This is a genomic window from Flavobacterium sp. (assembly GCF_044361065.1).
Classification (GTDB): Bacteria; Bacteroidota; Bacteroidia; order Flavobacteriales; family Flavobacteriaceae; genus Flavobacterium.
The window spans coordinates 1-16,271 of sequence record NZ_JBIKJI010000035.1 but is presented as its reverse complement, the minus strand read 5'-3'; the positions used below and the strand labels follow the sequence as shown (position 1 = coordinate 16,271).

The 16,271-nt window shown below is 32.0% G+C and carries 19 protein-coding genes; 5 read left to right on the top strand and 14 right to left on the bottom strand.

The annotated features are described in order from the left end of the window. The 6 genes from rplD to rpsL form a co-directional block, all read right to left on the bottom strand. Positions 1-175 (bottom strand): 50S ribosomal protein L4 (gene rplD / locus ACIQ11_RS03795; protein ID WP_396152941.1); only part of this gene is annotated, 175 nt, incomplete at its 3' end. Then, positions 175-792 carry a 50S ribosomal protein L3 gene (gene rplC, locus ACIQ11_RS03790; protein ID WP_396152939.1) on the bottom strand — a complete coding sequence of 206 codons (618 nt, stop codon included), beginning with the start codon at positions 790-792 and terminating at the stop codon, positions 175-177. The genes rplD and rplC, both read right to left, overlap by 1 nt. A 205-nt stretch (positions 793-997) precedes the next feature. Next, entirely contained in the window at positions 998-1,303 is a 306-nt protein-coding gene (gene rpsJ / locus ACIQ11_RS03785) for a 30S ribosomal protein S10 (protein WP_091314374.1), read from the bottom strand. An 11-nt stretch (positions 1,304-1,314) separates the two neighbouring features. Beyond that, a complete protein-coding gene (fusA, locus tag ACIQ11_RS03780) occupies positions 1,315-3,471 on the bottom strand; it encodes an elongation factor G (RefSeq protein WP_396148656.1) in 2,157 nt (718 codons plus the stop codon). 11 nt (positions 3,472-3,482) lie between these two features. After that, a complete protein-coding gene (gene rpsG / locus ACIQ11_RS03775; RefSeq protein WP_091314380.1) occupies positions 3,483-3,959 on the bottom strand; it encodes a 30S ribosomal protein S7 in 477 nt (158 codons plus the stop codon). A gap of 26 nt (positions 3,960-3,985) precedes the next feature. Continuing rightward, on the bottom strand, positions 3,986-4,372 hold the full coding sequence (gene rpsL, locus ACIQ11_RS03770; protein WP_091314384.1) for a 30S ribosomal protein S12: 387 nt from the start codon (positions 4,370-4,372) through the stop codon (positions 3,986-3,988). Positions 4,373-4,604: 232 nt separating this feature from the next. On the opposite strand from rpsL, the gene ACIQ11_RS03765 reads away from it, so the two are divergent. Together ACIQ11_RS03765 and rlmB are read left to right on the top strand one after the other, a co-directional pair. Further along, positions 4,605-6,260 carry a hypothetical protein gene (locus tag ACIQ11_RS03765; protein WP_396152937.1) on the top strand — a complete coding sequence of 552 codons (1,656 nt, stop codon included), beginning with the start codon at positions 4,605-4,607 and terminating at the stop codon, positions 6,258-6,260. 35 nt (positions 6,261-6,295) lie between these two features. Beyond that, positions 6,296-7,033, top strand: coding sequence for a 23S rRNA (guanosine(2251)-2'-O)-methyltransferase RlmB (gene rlmB / locus ACIQ11_RS03760; protein WP_396148652.1), 738 nt, complete (start codon positions 6,296-6,298; stop codon positions 7,031-7,033). A gap of 12 nt (positions 7,034-7,045) precedes the next feature. Here the strand turns inward: rlmB and ACIQ11_RS03755 are convergent, their stop codons facing one another. Beyond that, a complete protein-coding gene (locus tag ACIQ11_RS03755; RefSeq protein WP_396152934.1) occupies positions 7,046-7,822 on the bottom strand; it encodes a rhomboid family intramembrane serine protease in 777 nt (258 codons plus the stop codon). Positions 7,823-7,932: 110 nt separating this feature from the next. Here ACIQ11_RS03755 and ACIQ11_RS03750 point away from each other — a divergent pair, with 110 nt between their 5' ends. After that, the gene (locus ACIQ11_RS03750; protein ID WP_396152932.1) at positions 7,933-9,210 is read left to right on the top strand and encodes a replication-associated recombination protein A; all 1,278 of its coding nucleotides are present in this window, start codon (positions 7,933-7,935) and stop codon (positions 9,208-9,210) included. A gap of 61 nt (positions 9,211-9,271) precedes the next feature. On the opposite strand, the gene ACIQ11_RS03745 is transcribed toward ACIQ11_RS03750, so the two are convergent. The 7 genes from ACIQ11_RS03745 to radC form a co-directional block, all read right to left on the bottom strand. Then, positions 9,272-9,973 carry a hypothetical protein gene (locus ACIQ11_RS03745; RefSeq protein ID WP_396152930.1) on the bottom strand — a complete coding sequence of 234 codons (702 nt, stop codon included), beginning with the start codon at positions 9,971-9,973 and terminating at the stop codon, positions 9,272-9,274. Beyond that, positions 9,970-10,656 carry a YjjG family noncanonical pyrimidine nucleotidase gene (locus tag ACIQ11_RS03740; protein WP_396152928.1) on the bottom strand — a complete coding sequence of 229 codons (687 nt, stop codon included), beginning with the start codon at positions 10,654-10,656 and terminating at the stop codon, positions 9,970-9,972. Before ACIQ11_RS03740 ends, ACIQ11_RS03745 begins: the two co-directional genes overlap by 4 nt. A gap of 2 nt (positions 10,657-10,658) precedes the next feature. Continuing rightward, a complete protein-coding gene (locus ACIQ11_RS03735; protein WP_396152926.1) occupies positions 10,659-11,147 on the bottom strand; it encodes a hypothetical protein in 489 nt (162 codons plus the stop codon). Next, positions 11,140-12,432, bottom strand: a complete 1,293-nt coding sequence (locus ACIQ11_RS03730; protein WP_396152924.1) for an ABC transporter permease — start codon at positions 12,430-12,432, stop codon at positions 11,140-11,142. Before ACIQ11_RS03730 ends, ACIQ11_RS03735 begins: the two co-directional genes overlap by 8 nt. Then, positions 12,429-13,058 carry an ABC transporter ATP-binding protein gene (locus ACIQ11_RS03725; protein ID WP_396152922.1) on the bottom strand — a complete coding sequence of 210 codons (630 nt, stop codon included), beginning with the start codon at positions 13,056-13,058 and terminating at the stop codon, positions 12,429-12,431. The genes ACIQ11_RS03730 and ACIQ11_RS03725 overlap by 4 nt, the downstream gene beginning before the upstream one ends. Before the next feature lie 89 nt (positions 13,059-13,147). Beyond that, positions 13,148-13,618, bottom strand: a complete 471-nt coding sequence (locus tag ACIQ11_RS03720; protein ID WP_396152920.1) for a hypothetical protein — start codon at positions 13,616-13,618, stop codon at positions 13,148-13,150. 116 nt (positions 13,619-13,734) lie between these two features. After that, positions 13,735-14,418, bottom strand: coding sequence for a DNA repair protein RadC (gene radC / locus ACIQ11_RS03715; protein ID WP_396152918.1), 684 nt, complete (start codon positions 14,416-14,418; stop codon positions 13,735-13,737). A gap of 118 nt (positions 14,419-14,536) precedes the next feature. Here radC and ACIQ11_RS03710 point away from each other — a divergent pair, with 118 nt between their 5' ends. Then, on the top strand, positions 14,537-15,274 hold the full coding sequence (locus ACIQ11_RS03710) for an outer membrane lipoprotein-sorting protein (protein WP_396152916.1): 738 nt from the start codon (positions 14,537-14,539) through the stop codon (positions 15,272-15,274). Position 15,275: 1 nt separating this feature from the next. Next, positions 15,276-16,271 (top strand): WD40/YVTN/BNR-like repeat-containing protein (locus ACIQ11_RS03705; RefSeq protein ID WP_396152914.1); only part of this gene is annotated, 996 nt, incomplete at its 3' end.

Here is a 16,271-nt window from a genome sequence, read left to right as displayed (position 1 = left end):
CTGCAACTTCTGCTCTTTCTTTAGCTTTGTGCGTTCCTTGTCTTTGGTTAGCCAAGTATTGCTTAACATCTAAATATACAGCATGTTTGTTAGGTTCTATAGCGAAAACGGTATCGTCAAGATTTACTTTACGACCTGTTTCTTTTCCGTTGATATCTAAAACTTTTACTTCCATTACTTCTGAATGATTACATAAGAGTTTTTGCACCCTGGTACACACCCTTTAATTACTAAAAGATTTTTGTCAGCAACAACTTTCAAAACTTTTAAGTTTTGAACTGTTACATTATCTCCACCCATTCTTCCGGCCATTCTCATTCCTTTGAATACTCTAGAAGGATAAGATGATGCTCCAACAGATCCTGGTGCACGTAAACGGTTATGTTGACCGTGAGTGGCTTGACCTACCCCACCGAAACCATGACGTTTTACAACACCCTGAAATCCTTTACCTTTAGAAGTACCAACCACGTCAACAAATTCACCTTCAGTGAATAAGTTTACATCAATTGAATCTCCTAACTTAAACTCCTCCTCAAAACCGTGGAATTCAACAACTTTCTTCTTAGCAGCAGTACCAGCTTTCTTGAAGTGACCTTCTTCAGCTTTTACTGTATGCTTTTCAGTTTTGTCATCGAAACCTAATTGAAGGGCTTCATACCCGTCAATTGCATTGGTTCTGACTTGGGTCACAACGCATGGTCCAGCTTCAATAACGGTACATGGAATGTTTTTTCCATTCTCGTCAAAGATGCTAGTCATACCGATTTTTCTTCCGATTAACCCAGACATAAATACATATTATTTAATTAAACATTGATTTTCAGCACGATTGCTGAATTTTTTCAAGGGTGCAAATATATAAATATTTTATTATTCTCAAAAATAAATGTTAACTTATTTTTAAAAACAATAAAAATCTAATATTTTTTCCCTTTAAAATATAAAAAAACCGAGTAGTATTTCAACTCGGTTTTTTAATTATATTGAAATAAAGTTATACTTTAATTTCTACTTCAACACCACTTGGTAATTCTAATTTCATCAACGCATCAATCGTTTTTGAAGAAGAACTATAAATATCTAGAAGTCTTTTGTATGACATTAATTCAAACTGTTCTCTAGATTTTTTGTTTACGTGTGGAGAACGTAATACTGTAAAAATTCTTTTGTGTGTTGGTAATGGAATTGGACCCGTTACTACAGCACCTGTGCTCTTTACAGTTTTTACAATCTTTTCAGCAGACTTATCTACCAACATGTGATCGTAAGATTTCAATTTTATTCTGATTTTTTGACTCATTTTCTTAAGAATTAAGCGTTACCTTTTGCTTTTTTAATTACCGCTTCTGAAATATTAGCAGGTGTTTCAGCGTAGTGTGAGAACTCCATAGTTGAAGTTGCTCTACCTGAAGACAATGTTCTTAATGTAGTTACATAACCGAACATTTCTGATAATGGCACATCTGCTTTGATAGTTTTAGCACCGTTTCTGTCACCCATGTCATTCACCTGACCTCTACGACGGTTAATATCACCAACGATATCTCCCATGTTTTCTTCTGGTGTAATAACTTCCATTTTCATGATAGGCTCTAATACGATAGCTCCAGCAGCTTTTGCCACTTCTCTATACCCCATTCTAGCTGCTAATTCGAAAGAAAGCGCATCTGAATCGACTGGGTGAAAAGATCCGTCTAACAAAGTTACTTTTAAACTATCTACTTGGTATCCTGCTAAAGGACCAGTTTTCATAGCTTCACGGAAACCTTTTTCAACAGAAGGGATATATTCTTTAGGAACGTTTCCTCCTTTTACCTCATTCACAAATTGTAATCCTACAGGAATTTTACCGTCCACTTCATCAGCAGGCTCTAATCTAAATACGATATCACCGAATTTACCACGACCTCCAGATTGTTTTTTGTATGTTTCTCTATGTGTAGCTGATTTTGTAAATGCTTCTTTGTATTCAACTTGAGGCTCACCTTGGTTTACTTCAACTTTGAATTCACGTTTCATTCTATCTACAAGGATATCTAAGTGTAACTCACCCATCCCTGAAATAATAGTTTGTCCTGAAGCTTCATCAGTTCTTACTGTAAATGTTGGATCTTCTTCAGCTAATTTAGCTAAAGCCATACCCATTTTATCAACATCCGCTTTCGTTTTTGGCTCAATAGCAATACCAATTACTGGGGCAGGAAATTTCATTGACTCAAGAATGATTGGGTGTTTTTCATCACACAAGGTATCTCCAGTTTTGATATCTTTAAAACCAACTGCTGCTCCAATATCTCCAGCCTCAATATATTCGATTGGATTTTGTTTGTTAGCGTGCATTTGATAGATACGAGAAATTCTTTCTTTGCTTCCAGAACGTGTATTTAATACATAAGAACCAGCATCTAAACGACCTGAGTAAGCACGGAAGAAAGCTAAACGACCTACGAATGGGTCAGTAGCAATTTTAAACGCTAAAGCAGCGAAAGGCTCTTTAACATCTGGCTTACGTAATATTTTAGTTTGATCTTCTTCTAATAATTCAGCATCATCAGGGTGAATTCCTGTAATACCTTCTTTATCCATTGGAGATGGTAAGTATTTACATACTGCATCTAACATGAATTGAACCCCTTTGTTTTTGAAAGATGAACCTGCAATCATAGGAATAATTGCCATATCCATAGTAGCAGCTCTCAACGCAGAGTTGATTTCTTCTTCTGTGATTGAATCTGGATCTTCCATATATTTATCAAGCAAGTTTTCATCGTAATCAGCAACTGCTTCAATAAGAATATCTCTGTATTGTTTTACTTCATCCACCATATCAGCAGGAATTTCGATAATATCGAAAGTAGCTCCTTGCGTTTCATCATGCCATACAATAGCTTGATTTTTTACTAAGTCTACTACTCCTTTAAAATCTAATTCTTCACCAATAGGTAAAGTAATTGCAACTGCATTAGACTTTAACATGTCTCTAACTTGCTGACAAACAGCTAAGAAATTAGAACCTTGTCTATCCATTTTATTTACGAATCCCATACGAGGCACTCTATATTGATCTGCTAATCTCCAGTTTGTTTCAGATTGTGGTTCAACACCATCTACTGCACTAAACAAGAATACTAAACCATCCAATACACGTAAAGATCTATTTACTTCAACAGTAAAGTCAACGTGTCCTGGAGTATCAATAATATTAAAGTGGTATGGTAAACTTTCTGGCAACAATTTACCTTGTTCCGTTGGAAAATTCCAAGTACAAGTTGTTGCAGCAGAAGTAATTGTAATACCTCTTTCTTGCTCCTGAGCCATCCAGTCCATTGTTGCAGCACCATCATGCACTTCACCAATTTTGTGTGATTTCCCAGTATAGAACAAAATACGTTCTGTAGTTGTAGTTTTACCTGCATCAATGTGCGCAGCAATACCAATATTTCTCGTGAATTTTAAATCTCTAGCCATTTCTGTACGAATTAAAATCTAAAGTGAGAGAATGCTTTATTAGCATCTGCCATTTTGTGAGTATCCATTCTTTTCTTAACTGCTGCACCTTCTTCTTTGGCCGCTGCTAAAATTTCTGCAGCTAACTTACCAGCCATAGATTTTTCATTTCTTCTTCTAGTGTAAAGAATTAACCATTTAATTGCCATAGATACTTTTCTATCTGGGCGAATTTGCATTGGAATTTGAAATGTAGCTCCACCCACTCTACGTGAACGTACCTCTACATGAGGCATAACGTTTGTTAATGCGTCTTTCCAAATTTCTAATGCTGATTTCTCTGCATCTTGTTTTTTTGTCTCAACTATATCTAAAGCATCATAAAATACTTTAAAAGCAACTGATTTTTTACCATCCCACATTAAGTTGTTTACGAAACGTGTTACCAACTGATCGTTGAATTTTGGATCTGGCAAAAGAGGTCTTTTTTTGGCCTGTCTTTTTCTCATGTCTTTTCTTTAAAAGTGTTAAATAATTACTTTTTAGCTGCTTCTTTAGGGCGTTTTGTACCGTATTTAGATCTACGTTGTGTTCTGTCTTTAACACCTGCTGTGTCTAAAGCACCACGCACAATGTGGTATCTAACTCCTGGTAAATCTTTTACCCTTCCACCTCTAACTAATACTATCGAGTGCTCTTGTAAATTATGCCCCTCTCCAGGAATGTATGCATTTACTTCGTTTCCGTTTGTTAAACGAACCCTTGCTACCTTTCTCATTGCTGAGTTTGGTTTTTTTGGAGTCGTTGTGTAAACACGAGTACATACACCTCTTCTTTGAGGACATGAATCTAAAGCCGCCGATTTACTCTTCTTAGTTATTTTGGTTCTTCCTGTTCTAACTAACTGCTGAATTGTTGGCATAATTAAATTTTAATTAAACTTTGTTTATTGTTACCTTATTTTAAGGGATGCAAAGGTAGAAATTATTTTTAATTATCCAAACTCTATATTATTTATTTTTAATTTTCTAACTTTTTGATAACCAGATATAGTCGAATGTCTTAATGGTGATATGTCCAAAGTCTTAAATAAGTGTTGTTTTTAAAATTAAACAACAAAATAAATATTATAAAAATTACGTTATATTTGAGCTATGAAATATTTGGTTTTTCTTTTTTTTATTACTCCTTATATATATGGTCAGCAGTTTTATTTAAAAATTGAAGGAAGTTCTTCAACTGAAAATAAAATTATTGACAGCATCGGCTATATCAAATCACACAAGGAAATTAAAAACCTATTAGAGTTTCAACAAAAATTCAATCAGAATTTAATTAAAATCGGTTTTTTAGAAAACGAATTACTCGAAACCCAAAAAACCAATGATAGCAGTTTTACTTTCATATATAAATTAGGGAATTTAACTCGGAATATTGAAATTAAAACCGATAGTCTATCAAATGAAGTAAAAGATATGTTAAGCTTAACCACTTCTGAAATCATTTTACTTTCGAATACAGAAAATTATATTAACGAAAAACTAAATGTTTTAGAAAAAAAAGGTTTTGCTCAATCGAAAATACAACTAATAAATTTTACTAAAACTAATAACCTATTACAAGCTGATTTAGTTATTGAATTAAACAAAATTAGAAAGATTAACCAATTAGTTTTTCAAGGATACAGCCAATTTCCTGAAGGGATTAAAAAAGTGTTTTTAAGAAAATACAATGCAAAACCTTTTAACAAAGACGTTATTAAAAAAATTCATTCCGATTTTAATACTTTACCTTTTGTATCACAGATAAAATATCCAGAAGTTTTACTCACAACCGATTCTACAAAAGTATATTTGTATTTGGAAAAAAGGAAAAACAACACTTTTGATGGTTTTTTAGGATTTGGAAACAAAGAAACCACTCAGAAATTACAATTTAATGGCTATTTGGATTTAAATTTATACAATAACTTAAATTCTGGTGAACGCTTTAATTTATATTGGAAAAATGACGGAAACAAACAAAGCACTTTCAATGTGAATTTAGATTTGGCCTATATTTTTAAAAGTCCGATAGCGTTGAAATCAAATTTAAGAATCTTTAAACAAGATACCATTTTTCAAAATAGTAGTTTCGATTTCGATTTGGGCTATATGATAAATTACAATACAAAAGTTTTTATTGGTTACAAAGATAATGTTTCGGAAGCAATTCAAAAAGCAACTTCTTCAACCATTAAAGATTTAAAATCCACATTTATTACTTCTGTTTTTGAACATAAAAAAGTTAGTTTTGACGATTCTTTATTTCCAGATAAATTTACCGTTTTTACAAAATTCGGAATGGGTAACCGAACAGCAAGCGCCGTAAAAACGAATCAGTTTTTTGCTCAAATTCAACTACAAAAATTGCTCGAACTCAACAAAAAAAATGTTATTCATATTAAAACAGATACCTATTATCTTCAAAGCAATGATTATTTCACTAATGAATTGTATCGATTTGGAGGCATTCAATCAATAAGAGGTTTTAACGAAAACAGCCTGCAAGGAAACGTATTTACTGGTCTTTTCGCCGAATATCGCTATGTCGCTTCACCCAATTTATATTTTTACAGTATTACTGATTTCGGATATTATCAAGACAAAGCCAATAATACCGAAGACCAAATTTACGGACTGGGTTTTGGTTTCGGATTACTTAGCAATGGCGGCTTATTTAATTTAGTGTATGCCAATGGAAATATAGGAAACCAAACCATAAAACTTTCTAATTCTATCGTGCAAATTAGTTTTAAAACGTATTTTTAAAATAAATTTGAATAAACTTACCTATATTTGCAGCTATGAAAAACGACAATCAGATTTTTGGAATTAGAGCCATTATTGAAGCCATACATTCGGGCGCAGTTATAGATAAAGTATTTATTCAGAAAGAAGCTCAGGGCGACTTAATGAAAGATTTAATGAAAGCTATAAAGGCAAATAATGTAAACTTTAGTTATGTACCTGTAGAAAAACTGAATCGTTTTACTTCCTTAAATCACCAAGGGGCTGTGGCGACTATTTCGCCAATTGCTTTTCACGATTTAGACACGTTAATTGAACAAACTTTAGAAAGCGGTAAAACGCCTTTGTTTTTAATTTTAGACCAATTATCTGATGCGAGAAATTTTGGTGCGATTATTAGAACAGCTGAATGTGTAGGTGTTAATGGAATTATTGTTCAAAAACAAGGTTCTGCTCCTGTAAATGGGGATACCGTAAAAACAAGTGCAGGTGCTGTTTTTAATATTCCGATTTGTAAAGTAGATCATATTAAAGATGCCGTTTTTCATTTACAAAGTTGCGATATCAAAACCGTAGCAGCAACAGAAAAAACAGAAAACACCATTTATGATATCGATTTTAAAGTTCCTGTAGCCATTATTATGGGTAACGAAGAACGCGGTGTAAACCCATCCGTGTTAAAAGTGGTTGATGAAAAAGCAAAATTACCTATGTACGGAACTATTGAATCTTTAAATGTTTCCGTTGCGTGTGGTGCTTTTTTATATGAAGTTGTTAGGCAGCGTCTTATTTAATTAGACAATTATCTAATTTTTCATTTTCAAGAATTCATAAATCACTTTTACTGATGATTTAAAGTAAGAATCCACTTCCGTTTCTTCTACATTTTCAGGTTTTGGTGGATTTATAAAATTTCCGTTTTCGTCAAATTGTTTAAAGAAAGGTTTATCTGTTGGATCGAAATCTGGATGTTCCCAATCATAAAAAATTGGTGCCGAAAATTGAGGTGTTTTTATAAAAATTCCTATAATCAAACCCGTTACAAAACCAGCAAAATGCCCTTCCCAAGATACGCCTCCGTTTAACGTTTCTGCATTGGGAAACATATACCATATAATTCCTCCATATAATAATACAATGGTTAATGACAAGGCGACTAATCGGTAATATTTGGTTAAAATTCCTTTAAAAAAGATAAAACTTACCAAACAATACACCAATCCACTTGCACCAATGTGATAGGAGTTTCTACCCAAAAGCCACGTTCCTAATCCTGTAAATAATATACCTAAAAATAATACTTTAAAAAACTGTTGACGGTAAAAGTATTTCAAAGCCATTACCAAAAAGAAAATCGGAATAGAATTATTAAGTAAATGTTTGAAATTTCCGTGAATAAAAATATGTAACGGAATACCTCGCAAACCTTTGACTGTTTTAGGTAAAATTCCGTATTGATACAGTTCTGGAAAATAATGCAAATTCAAATAATACGTGATCCATAATAACATTACAAAGAGCAACGGAAATAGAATCACGGAAAGTGAAAAATAAAAATTTTTATCTATAGACGATTTAATCATATTTAAGAAAAGTCAAAAATGAAGCCAAAGTACAAGATATGAAAAATTGGCATATCATATTAAAATTAAAAAAAATTGTTTGAGAAGATTGCATTGTTTAAATTTGCTTTATGACAATACCTTTAGCAGAACGAATTCGTCCGAAAACTTTATCCGAATACATTAGCCAATCTCATTTGGTTGGCGAAAACGGCTCGTTAACCAAACAAATTGAAAAAGGAATTATTCCGAGTTTAATTTTATGGGGGCCTCCCGGAACAGGAAAAACAACCTTGGCACAAATTATGGCACAGGAAAGTAAACGCCCGTTTTACGAATTGAGCGCTATTAATTCAGGTGTAAAAGACATTAGAGACGTTATTGAAAAAGCCAAACAAAGCGGTGGTTTATTTACGGCAAAAAATCCAATTTTATTTATTGATGAGATTCACCGTTTTAGCAAATCGCAACAAGACTCGCTTTTAGCAGCAGTAGAAAAAGGCTGGATAACTTTAATTGGCGCCACTACTGAAAACCCAAGTTTTGAAGTCATCCCTGCACTTTTGTCACGATGTCAGGTATATGTTTTAAATGCGTTTACAAAAGAAGATTTAGAAAATATTTTACACCGAGCAATTGCGTCAGACGACTATCTAAAAACTAAAAATATTAGTTTAATTGAAACAGAAGCCTTACTAAGATTATCAGGTGGTGATGGTAGAAAACTACTAAACGTTTTCGAATTGGTAATTAATGCCACAGAAGGCAACACTATTGAAATTACTAATGAAAAAGTAATGCAAATGGTTCAAAAAAATACAGTGTTGTATGATAAAACAGGTGAACAACATTACGATATTGTTTCAGCATTTATAAAATCAATTCGTGGAAGTGATCCGAATGGAGCAGTATATTGGTTAGCCCGAATGATTGAAGGTGGTGAAGACGTAAAATTTATCGCGCGTAGAATGTTGATTTTATCAAGTGAAGACATTGGAAACGCCAATCCAACAGCATTTATTATGGCGAATAATGCCTTTCAAGCTGTGAGTACAATTGGCTATCCAGAAAGTAGAATTATTTTGAGTCAATGTGCGATTTATTTAGCCACTTCTGCAAAAAGTAATGCCAGTTATATGGCCATTGGAAAAGCCCAGCAAGTAGTGAAACAAACTGGAGATTTAGCGGTACCAATCCATTTACGAAATGCGCCAACTAAATTAATGAAGGAATTAGGTTACGGGGAGGAATATAAATATTCACACGATTTTGCTAATAACTTTGCTGAACAAGAATTTTTACCAACCGAAATTTCTGAAACTACATTTTTTGAACCAGGCGAAAATGCCAGGGAAAAAGAAATTCGTCAGTTTTTAAAAAACAGATGGAAAAATAAATATGGATATTGATTGGGTGTTGGGTTTTAGGTGAAAGGTTTAGGGTGTTAGGCGTAAGGAAAGTAACCTTTTACTAAAACAAATACTCCTCAACCATATATTCATAATTCAAATAATACTCAAACACACCTTTATTCCCAGTTTTAGTAAAAATACCTGTTATATTTTCTTTACTTGCAATAAAAACATTTGAATTTTTAGTTTTTTGCAATAATAAAAGAAGATTGTCATTAGTATCCCTTACTTCAGTTACTGGATCCCCTAATGATTGTTCAAATCTACAATTTAAATAGGTTTTAAATTCTGATACTTTTGGTGTATCAACTAGTTCTGATGTTGCAATAACTTCCTTCTCTTGAATTATTGTGGCATCATATTTTTTTAATTCTGGGCTCAACAACTTAATTATTTCAATATAAGCGTTTTGAATGTCTTTTTCTCTAGTTTTTACTTCCGCCGTTTCAAACAACAAATTATTTTGACAATCTCTAATTTGAAATTTGATTTTTCTTACAAGCAAATTGCTATTGTCAATTAAAACACCTGTTAAAGCATTACATTTATTTTGTGCAATCTCTATAGGCAATTCTTCATCATCAAAAAACACTTGATAACTATTTGATATCAATATAGCTTTTAGCATAGTATTAATATTATACGTGTTTTTTTCTTTTTGAAATTCGTATTTGTTAGAAATAATAATCACTTTATTTTGTTGAGCAAAAGAAGTGAATGATAAGAAAACGAGTACTAAAATTGAAAAATTTTTCATCATAATAAATTTTTTAATTGGGTTAAACTTTGTATTTGAATAATTTGATTTTGCGAAATCATTTCCGCTTTTGGATTAAAATAAACTGCTTTTATTCCGAAATTTTGGGCTCCTAAAACATCTGCTTCAAAACTATCACCAATCATTATGCTTTCTGTTTTAGAAGCATTTGCAGAAGTTAACGCGTGTTTGAAAATATTTTCGTGGGGTTTTTTATGCCCCGCTGCTTCCGAATTGGTAATGGTAACGAAATATTTATCTAAATTACTTTTTTGCAATTTTACATCTTGTACAAATGAAAATCCGTTGGTAATAATATGCAAAACATATTTATCTTTTAAATAGTCTAAAGTTTCAATTGTACCTTCTATCAAATGATTATTTGAAGTTAAATACTCAATAAACAAATGTGAAATGGTATTTATTTGATCTAATGAAATTTCAAAATTAAGTGCTTCAAAAGCGTCTTTAACGCGACTAACACGAAGGGTTTCTTGATCAATCTCGTTTTTTTCATACAATTTCCAATACGCAACATTAATTGGATTATAAATATCCATAAATTGTTGAGAATTGATATCGAAATTTAGTTCTTGAAATATTTTTTCAAAAGCTAAAGCCGAATTTTTTTCAAAATCCCAAAGCGTATGATCTAAATCGAAAAAAATATGTTTTATATCTTCCAAATTTATTTCCCTTTTACAATTTCAGCATTATCACAATTATAAATCCAATCTTCTACATCGTCTTCATTTGGACGGAAAGTACCTTTTATTGTTAAATACGTATCGGTTTTTAATTTTGGTGTAGCGCCTTTAAATTTTATCCCCATAATAGTTTCTGGACCTGATTTCCCGCAGAAAAAACAAGAAGCAAAAACATTCTTACTCAAAGCATAATTTTTGTTATCAATTGGCACAATAAATCCACTCATTACAATGGTTTTTTTAGCTAATTTTTTCAATTTTGTGTTAATAACTGGAAAATCAACTTCGCCATACGAGGCGTGTTTTTTCTTCAAATATTTAATTTCGCCCAACAATTTCCAAGTTAATGTGTCTGCTGAAACAATAACTCTTTTTGAAGATGTATATGTCGTTATTTCACTTTGATTTTGAAAACTGAATAAAAAAACGCCAATTAATAAGGCCATTATTATTTTTACTGAATTACGCATTTGCTAAAGTTTTTGATATATTAATAGTGTAAGCTTTTATAGCAGGAATTAAGGCAGCTAACAACCCAATTAAAAGGGTTAGACCAAATAAAAGCCCTTCTTTTTCCCAAATAATTTCCATAGGATTAAATCCTAATTTAAAGTCTGACTCTGATGCTTTTGATAATAAGACTATTCCGACTCTACCCAAAACCGTTCCGAAAAAATACCCTACAATACAAAGTAAAATACTTTCAAGTAAAACAACCATAAGTAGTTGGTGTTTTTTTGCACCATTTACACGTAAAAGGGCAAATTCAGCTTTTCTTTCTTTTAAGGTATTGAATAAAGCAATGAAAATTGATATTCCAGAAATTAACATAATTCCGAATGCTAAATATTTCAACGCATTTAGTCCCACACCAAACATATCAAACAATCTATTCATTTGATACGTTGGCAAAGCAGCTTGCATTTTTGTGTTTTGTGCGATAATATTTGGCCACATAAAAACGCCCATTTTGTTTTTAAACTCAATTAAAACAGACGTTATTTCCATATTTGGCTCATCAATGGTCATATCCGATTCATGGGAATCATGATTACATTCCGCTGAATGAACATGCTCTTCTTCTTCACGCACATAACCTTCTTCGCCATGAGCAGGATTTTCGGCAACTTCTTCGTGACCTTCTTCGTGGTGCATTTGCCAAACGGTTGGAATATTTGACAGAATTAAATTATCAATTACTTTTCCTGTTTTAGAGGCAATTCCTACAATACTATATTCTCCGTGGTCGTGAACTTCACCTTCAGCGGCACTTCCGTGAGTTCCTTTAAAAGTATCTCCTAATTTTAAATTTAATTTTTCAGCAACATCGGCTCCAACAACTACTTCAAAATTATGCTCGAATACTTTACCTTCCGCTATTTTAGCTTGGTATTTTTCTATATAATCTGGAGTAGTTCCGACGATTTTAAATCCTACATAATTATCACCATACGCTAACGGAATGGCTTTTTTAACATACGGATGTTGCATCCATACTTTTACAGAATCGTAACTAATATTTCCTGTTGGATCATCAACTTGATATACTGATGAAAGTACAAGTTGAAGAGGACTTCCTTGAGCTCCAAGGACCAAATCGACACCATCTAAATTGCTTTGGTATTTTTCCTCAAATTGTTTTTCAACTAATATCAAAACTGTTATAATAGCTACCGATGCAGTTAATAACAAAATGCTCAAAATGGTATTTAATGGTTTAAACCAAATATTTTTCCATGCTAATTTTCCGATCATACCATTGTAATTTGATTCGTGAATTTGGCTTTAATACGACTATCGTGTGTAACAATAATTAAAGCGGCTTTGTATTCTTTAGATAATGATTCCAATAACTCAATTACATTGTCTGCATTTTTATCATCTAAACTTGATGTGGGCTCATCCGCTAACAACACTTTTGGCTCATTCATTAATGCACGAGCTATAGAAACACGTTGTTGTTGTCCGACACTCAATTGGCTTGGTTGTTTGTGCGCTTGTTCTAAAATATCTAATTTATTTAATAATTCTTTAGCGCGTTTGGTATGCTTTTTACCTGTAGCTAACCAACTTGCCATTTCTAAATTTTCTAAAACGGATAGCGAAGCAATAAAATGCGATTTTTGAAATACCACACCAATATTTTTACCTCTAAACTTGTCTGCTTTACTTCCTTTAAGATTTGTGAAATCTGTATTATCAATTAAAATTTCTCCAGAATTGGGTTGCAACATACCTGCCAATATATGCAAATAGGTAGTTTTTCCTTTACCCGAATTTCCAGTTACTAAAATAGTACTTCCTGCCTGACAAAATAAATCAGGCATAATGAAATTTTGATCTTTATTATAAGAAAACGTGATGTTTTTCGTGCTTATCATTTTGTAATATATTATGTTGCAAGATAAGAATATTGAAATAAGATTAAAAACGTATTAACAAAAATTTATCTCAATCAAATAAAAGGCGATTATGCCTCGTAATCTTCAACTAATAATCCTTTTTCTTCGTTGTAATAAATTGCTAATGAGCCATCAATAAAATCAAAATGAATAAAATTTTCGTTTCTGTTTTCGTAATCATTTACTGTATTTACAGATAAAAGAGGTGTTTTAATTTTATCTTTCCAAATAGTAGCTGCGCTCACATCTACTCTTTTTAAAGAAAGTACTTCTTGAAATTTTTCGGCTAACATTTTTTGCTCTTCCTCAAAATTGTAGTTTGAAGAAATTATATAACCATTATCTTCTTCATTAATTTTGAAAAAATAGGTATCAGTTGTATCAAAAACGATTTCAATAGTATCTACAAAAACAAATTTTTCTTCTGGATTGACTAAATTTATCCAAAAATGATAAAAAATAGCCGAAATATTTTGATGTTGTTTTATTTTTGAAACCAATTCTAAATCTTGTTTGGAAAATTGATATAATTCGTTCATTGTATTAACTGTAAATATATTTTGCAAAAGTACATTAACTATTTTAAACACATAGGCACATAGATTTTTTTTATTTATGTTTTTGAAAACAAATCAAAAAAATCTGCGTACCCATATTAAAAAATACCTGAATCTTTAAAACTTAAATAACCAAATTCAGTAATAATAATGTGATCTAATATTAAAACGTCTAAAGTTTGACCTGCAACTTTTAGCTTTTTAGTCAATTGCAAATCGGGGTCACTGGCTTGTAATTTGCCAGATGGATGATTATGACATAAAATTATTGAAGTGGCATGATATTCAAAAGCCGTTTTGAAAACCATTCTATTATCCACCACAGTTCCTGTGATGCCACCTTTACTAATTTGCGATTTATGGATTACTTTATTAGAATTATTTAAATACAACACCCAAAATTCTTCGTGGAGTAACTCTCCAATTATGGGTTGCATAATTTCAAATATATTTTTACTTGATGTGATTTTTGGTAATTCGGTTGCTTCTTCCAACCTTCTTCTTCTCCCCAATTCTAAAGCAGCAACAATACTTATGGCTTTAGCTTCTCCGATACCTTTAAATTGAACTAATTGATGAACCGAAAGTTTACTAAGCTGATTAAGATTATGGTTTGATGCGGCTAAAATTCGCTGACACAATTGTACGGCGCTTTCATTTCTGGAGCCTGAACCTATTAATATAGCTAATAATTCCGAATCGGATAAGGTTGATTTACCTTTAAGTTGAAGTTTTTCTCGTGGACGATCGTCTTCAGCCCACTGATGAATTGGCGTGTACATAAAAATTTATTTTGGCGTTTATTGATACAAAATAAGTAAAATAAAATTATTCTTCCAAATATTGTAACTTTATAAAAAAAATTGCTACTTATTTATAAAACCTTTAAATCACAAAAAAATGAAAAATTTAAGAAATCTATTAGCGTCAACTGTAATTTTATTTACTAGTTTAACTGTTTCAGCACAAACTGCTGATGAAATCATTAACAAATATTTTGAAAACATTGGTGGAAAAGAAAAACTATCAAAAATTAATGGTTTCAAAATGAATTTGGTTAGTAATTATAATGGAATGGAAATTCCTATAGAAATTTTCAATGATAAAACCGGAAAAATGTATGTGAAAGTTAATTTTCAAGGAAAAGAAATTACACAATTAGCATTTGATGGAAAAACAGGATGGAGTACTAATTTTATGACTATGAAACCAGAAAAATTAGATTCTGAAACAACTGAAAATATGTTAAGTCAAATTAACGATTTTCCTGATCCTTTTTACAATTATAAAGATAAGGGTTACAAAGTAGAATTTCTTGGTAAGGAAACAAAAGAAGGAACAGAATGTTTTAAAATAAAGTTAACAAAAACGCCAATTACTGTTGCAGGAAAAAAAGAAGAAAATGTAGTTTTTTATTATTTTGATGCTGAAAATTATGTGCCAATTATGACTGAATCTGAAGTAAAAGAAGGTCCATCAAAAGGTCAAGTGTCAACAAGTACAATGGGAGATTACCAAGAAGTTGATGGGATGTTTTTTCCTTTCACAATGAATCAAGGAGGGCAAGAAATGACCGTAAAAAGCATCTCTATAAATCCAACTGTAGATGCAAAAGCATTTGAAATGAAAGTAGAGTAATATGAAAAAGTCATTTTTATTTACAATAATATTATCTAGTGTAATTTCTTTAAACGCTCAAGAAATAACACTAAAAGGAAAAGAACTTTTTGGAGATTTAGAAGCCCGCCAAATTGGTCCTGCATTAATGAGTGGTCGTGTTTCTGATTTGGCTATGCATCCAAAGAACAATCAAATTATTTTTTTAGGTGCAGCAGGTGGTGGAATATGGAAAAGCTCTGATGGGGGTGCTACTTTTGTACCTGTTTTCGACAAACATATTCAATCTATTGGAGCAATTACTTTTGATCCTAATAATCCAGACAATGTAATTTGGGCTGGAACGGGTGAAACTTGGACGAGAAATAGTGTATCTGTTGGAGATGGAATCTATAAATCAACAGATGGCGGCTTGAACTGGACCAATATGGGGTTACCAAAATCAGACAGAATTTCATCAATTATTGTGGATCCTAGAGATTCAAACAATATATGGGTTGGAGTTTTAGGAGCACTATGGGGAGATAGTGAGGAAAGAGGTATCTACAATTCAAAAGATGGTGGAAAAACATGGAATAAAGTACACTATATTGACAACAAAACGGGTTGTTCAGATTTAGTTATCGACCCTAGCAATCCAAACGTTATGTATGCCAGTTTTTGGGAATTTAGAAGAACTGCTTGGTCTTTTAATTCAGGTGGCAATTCTTCTGCGTTATTTAAAACTACTGATGGTGGAAAAACTTGGAACAAAATCCATAATGGTTTTCCAGCTGGAAAATTAGGAAGAATTGCCATTGCAGTTGCGCCATCAGATGTTAATATCTTATATTCAGTTATTGAATGTGAAAAAGACAGCGAAAAAGGATTATATAAATCAGAAGATGCCGGAAAATCATGGAAACATTTAAATAGTGATTTTGCTTTAGTAGTTCGCCCATTTTACTTTTCAAGAATTACAATCGATCCAAAAAATCCGGATATTGTATATAAAGGTGGATTAAATGGTTCTATTTCT

Coding starts and splice junctions, on each gene's coding strand:
- rplC (WP_396152939.1), bottom strand. CDS start 792: ATGTCTGGGTTAATCGGAAGAAAAATCGGTATGACTAGCATCTTTGAC.
- rpsJ (WP_091314374.1), bottom strand. CDS start 1,303: ATGAGTCAAAAAATCAGAATAAAATTGAAATCTTACGATCACATGTTG.
- fusA (WP_396148656.1), bottom strand. CDS start 3,471: ATGGCTAGAGATTTAAAATTCACGAGAAATATTGGTATTGCTGCGCAC.
- rpsG (WP_091314380.1), bottom strand. CDS start 3,959: ATGAGAAAAAGACAGGCCAAAAAAAGACCTCTTTTGCCAGATCCAAAA.
- rpsL (WP_091314384.1), bottom strand. CDS start 4,372: ATGCCAACAATTCAGCAGTTAGTTAGAACAGGAAGAACCAAAATAACT.
- ACIQ11_RS03765 (WP_396152937.1), top strand. CDS start 4,605: ATGAAATATTTGGTTTTTCTTTTTTTTATTACTCCTTATATATATGGT.
- rlmB (WP_396148652.1), top strand. CDS start 6,296: ATGAAAAACGACAATCAGATTTTTGGAATTAGAGCCATTATTGAAGCC.
- ACIQ11_RS03755 (WP_396152934.1), bottom strand. CDS start 7,822: ATGATTAAATCGTCTATAGATAAAAATTTTTATTTTTCACTTTCCGTG.
- ACIQ11_RS03750 (WP_396152932.1), top strand. CDS start 7,933: ATGACAATACCTTTAGCAGAACGAATTCGTCCGAAAACTTTATCCGAA.
- ACIQ11_RS03745 (WP_396152930.1), bottom strand. CDS start 9,973: ATGATGAAAAATTTTTCAATTTTAGTACTCGTTTTCTTATCATTCACT.
- ACIQ11_RS03735 (WP_396152926.1), bottom strand. CDS start 11,147: ATGCGTAATTCAGTAAAAATAATAATGGCCTTATTAATTGGCGTTTTT.
- ACIQ11_RS03730 (WP_396152924.1), bottom strand. CDS start 12,432: ATGATCGGAAAATTAGCATGGAAAAATATTTGGTTTAAACCATTAAAT.
- ACIQ11_RS03725 (WP_396152922.1), bottom strand. CDS start 13,058: ATGATAAGCACGAAAAACATCACGTTTTCTTATAATAAAGATCAAAAT.
- ACIQ11_RS03720 (WP_396152920.1), bottom strand. CDS start 13,618: ATGAACGAATTATATCAATTTTCCAAACAAGATTTAGAATTGGTTTCA.
- radC (WP_396152918.1), bottom strand. CDS start 14,418: ATGTACACGCCAATTCATCAGTGGGCTGAAGACGATCGTCCACGAGAA.
- ACIQ11_RS03710 (WP_396152916.1), top strand. CDS start 14,537: ATGAAAAATTTAAGAAATCTATTAGCGTCAACTGTAATTTTATTTACT.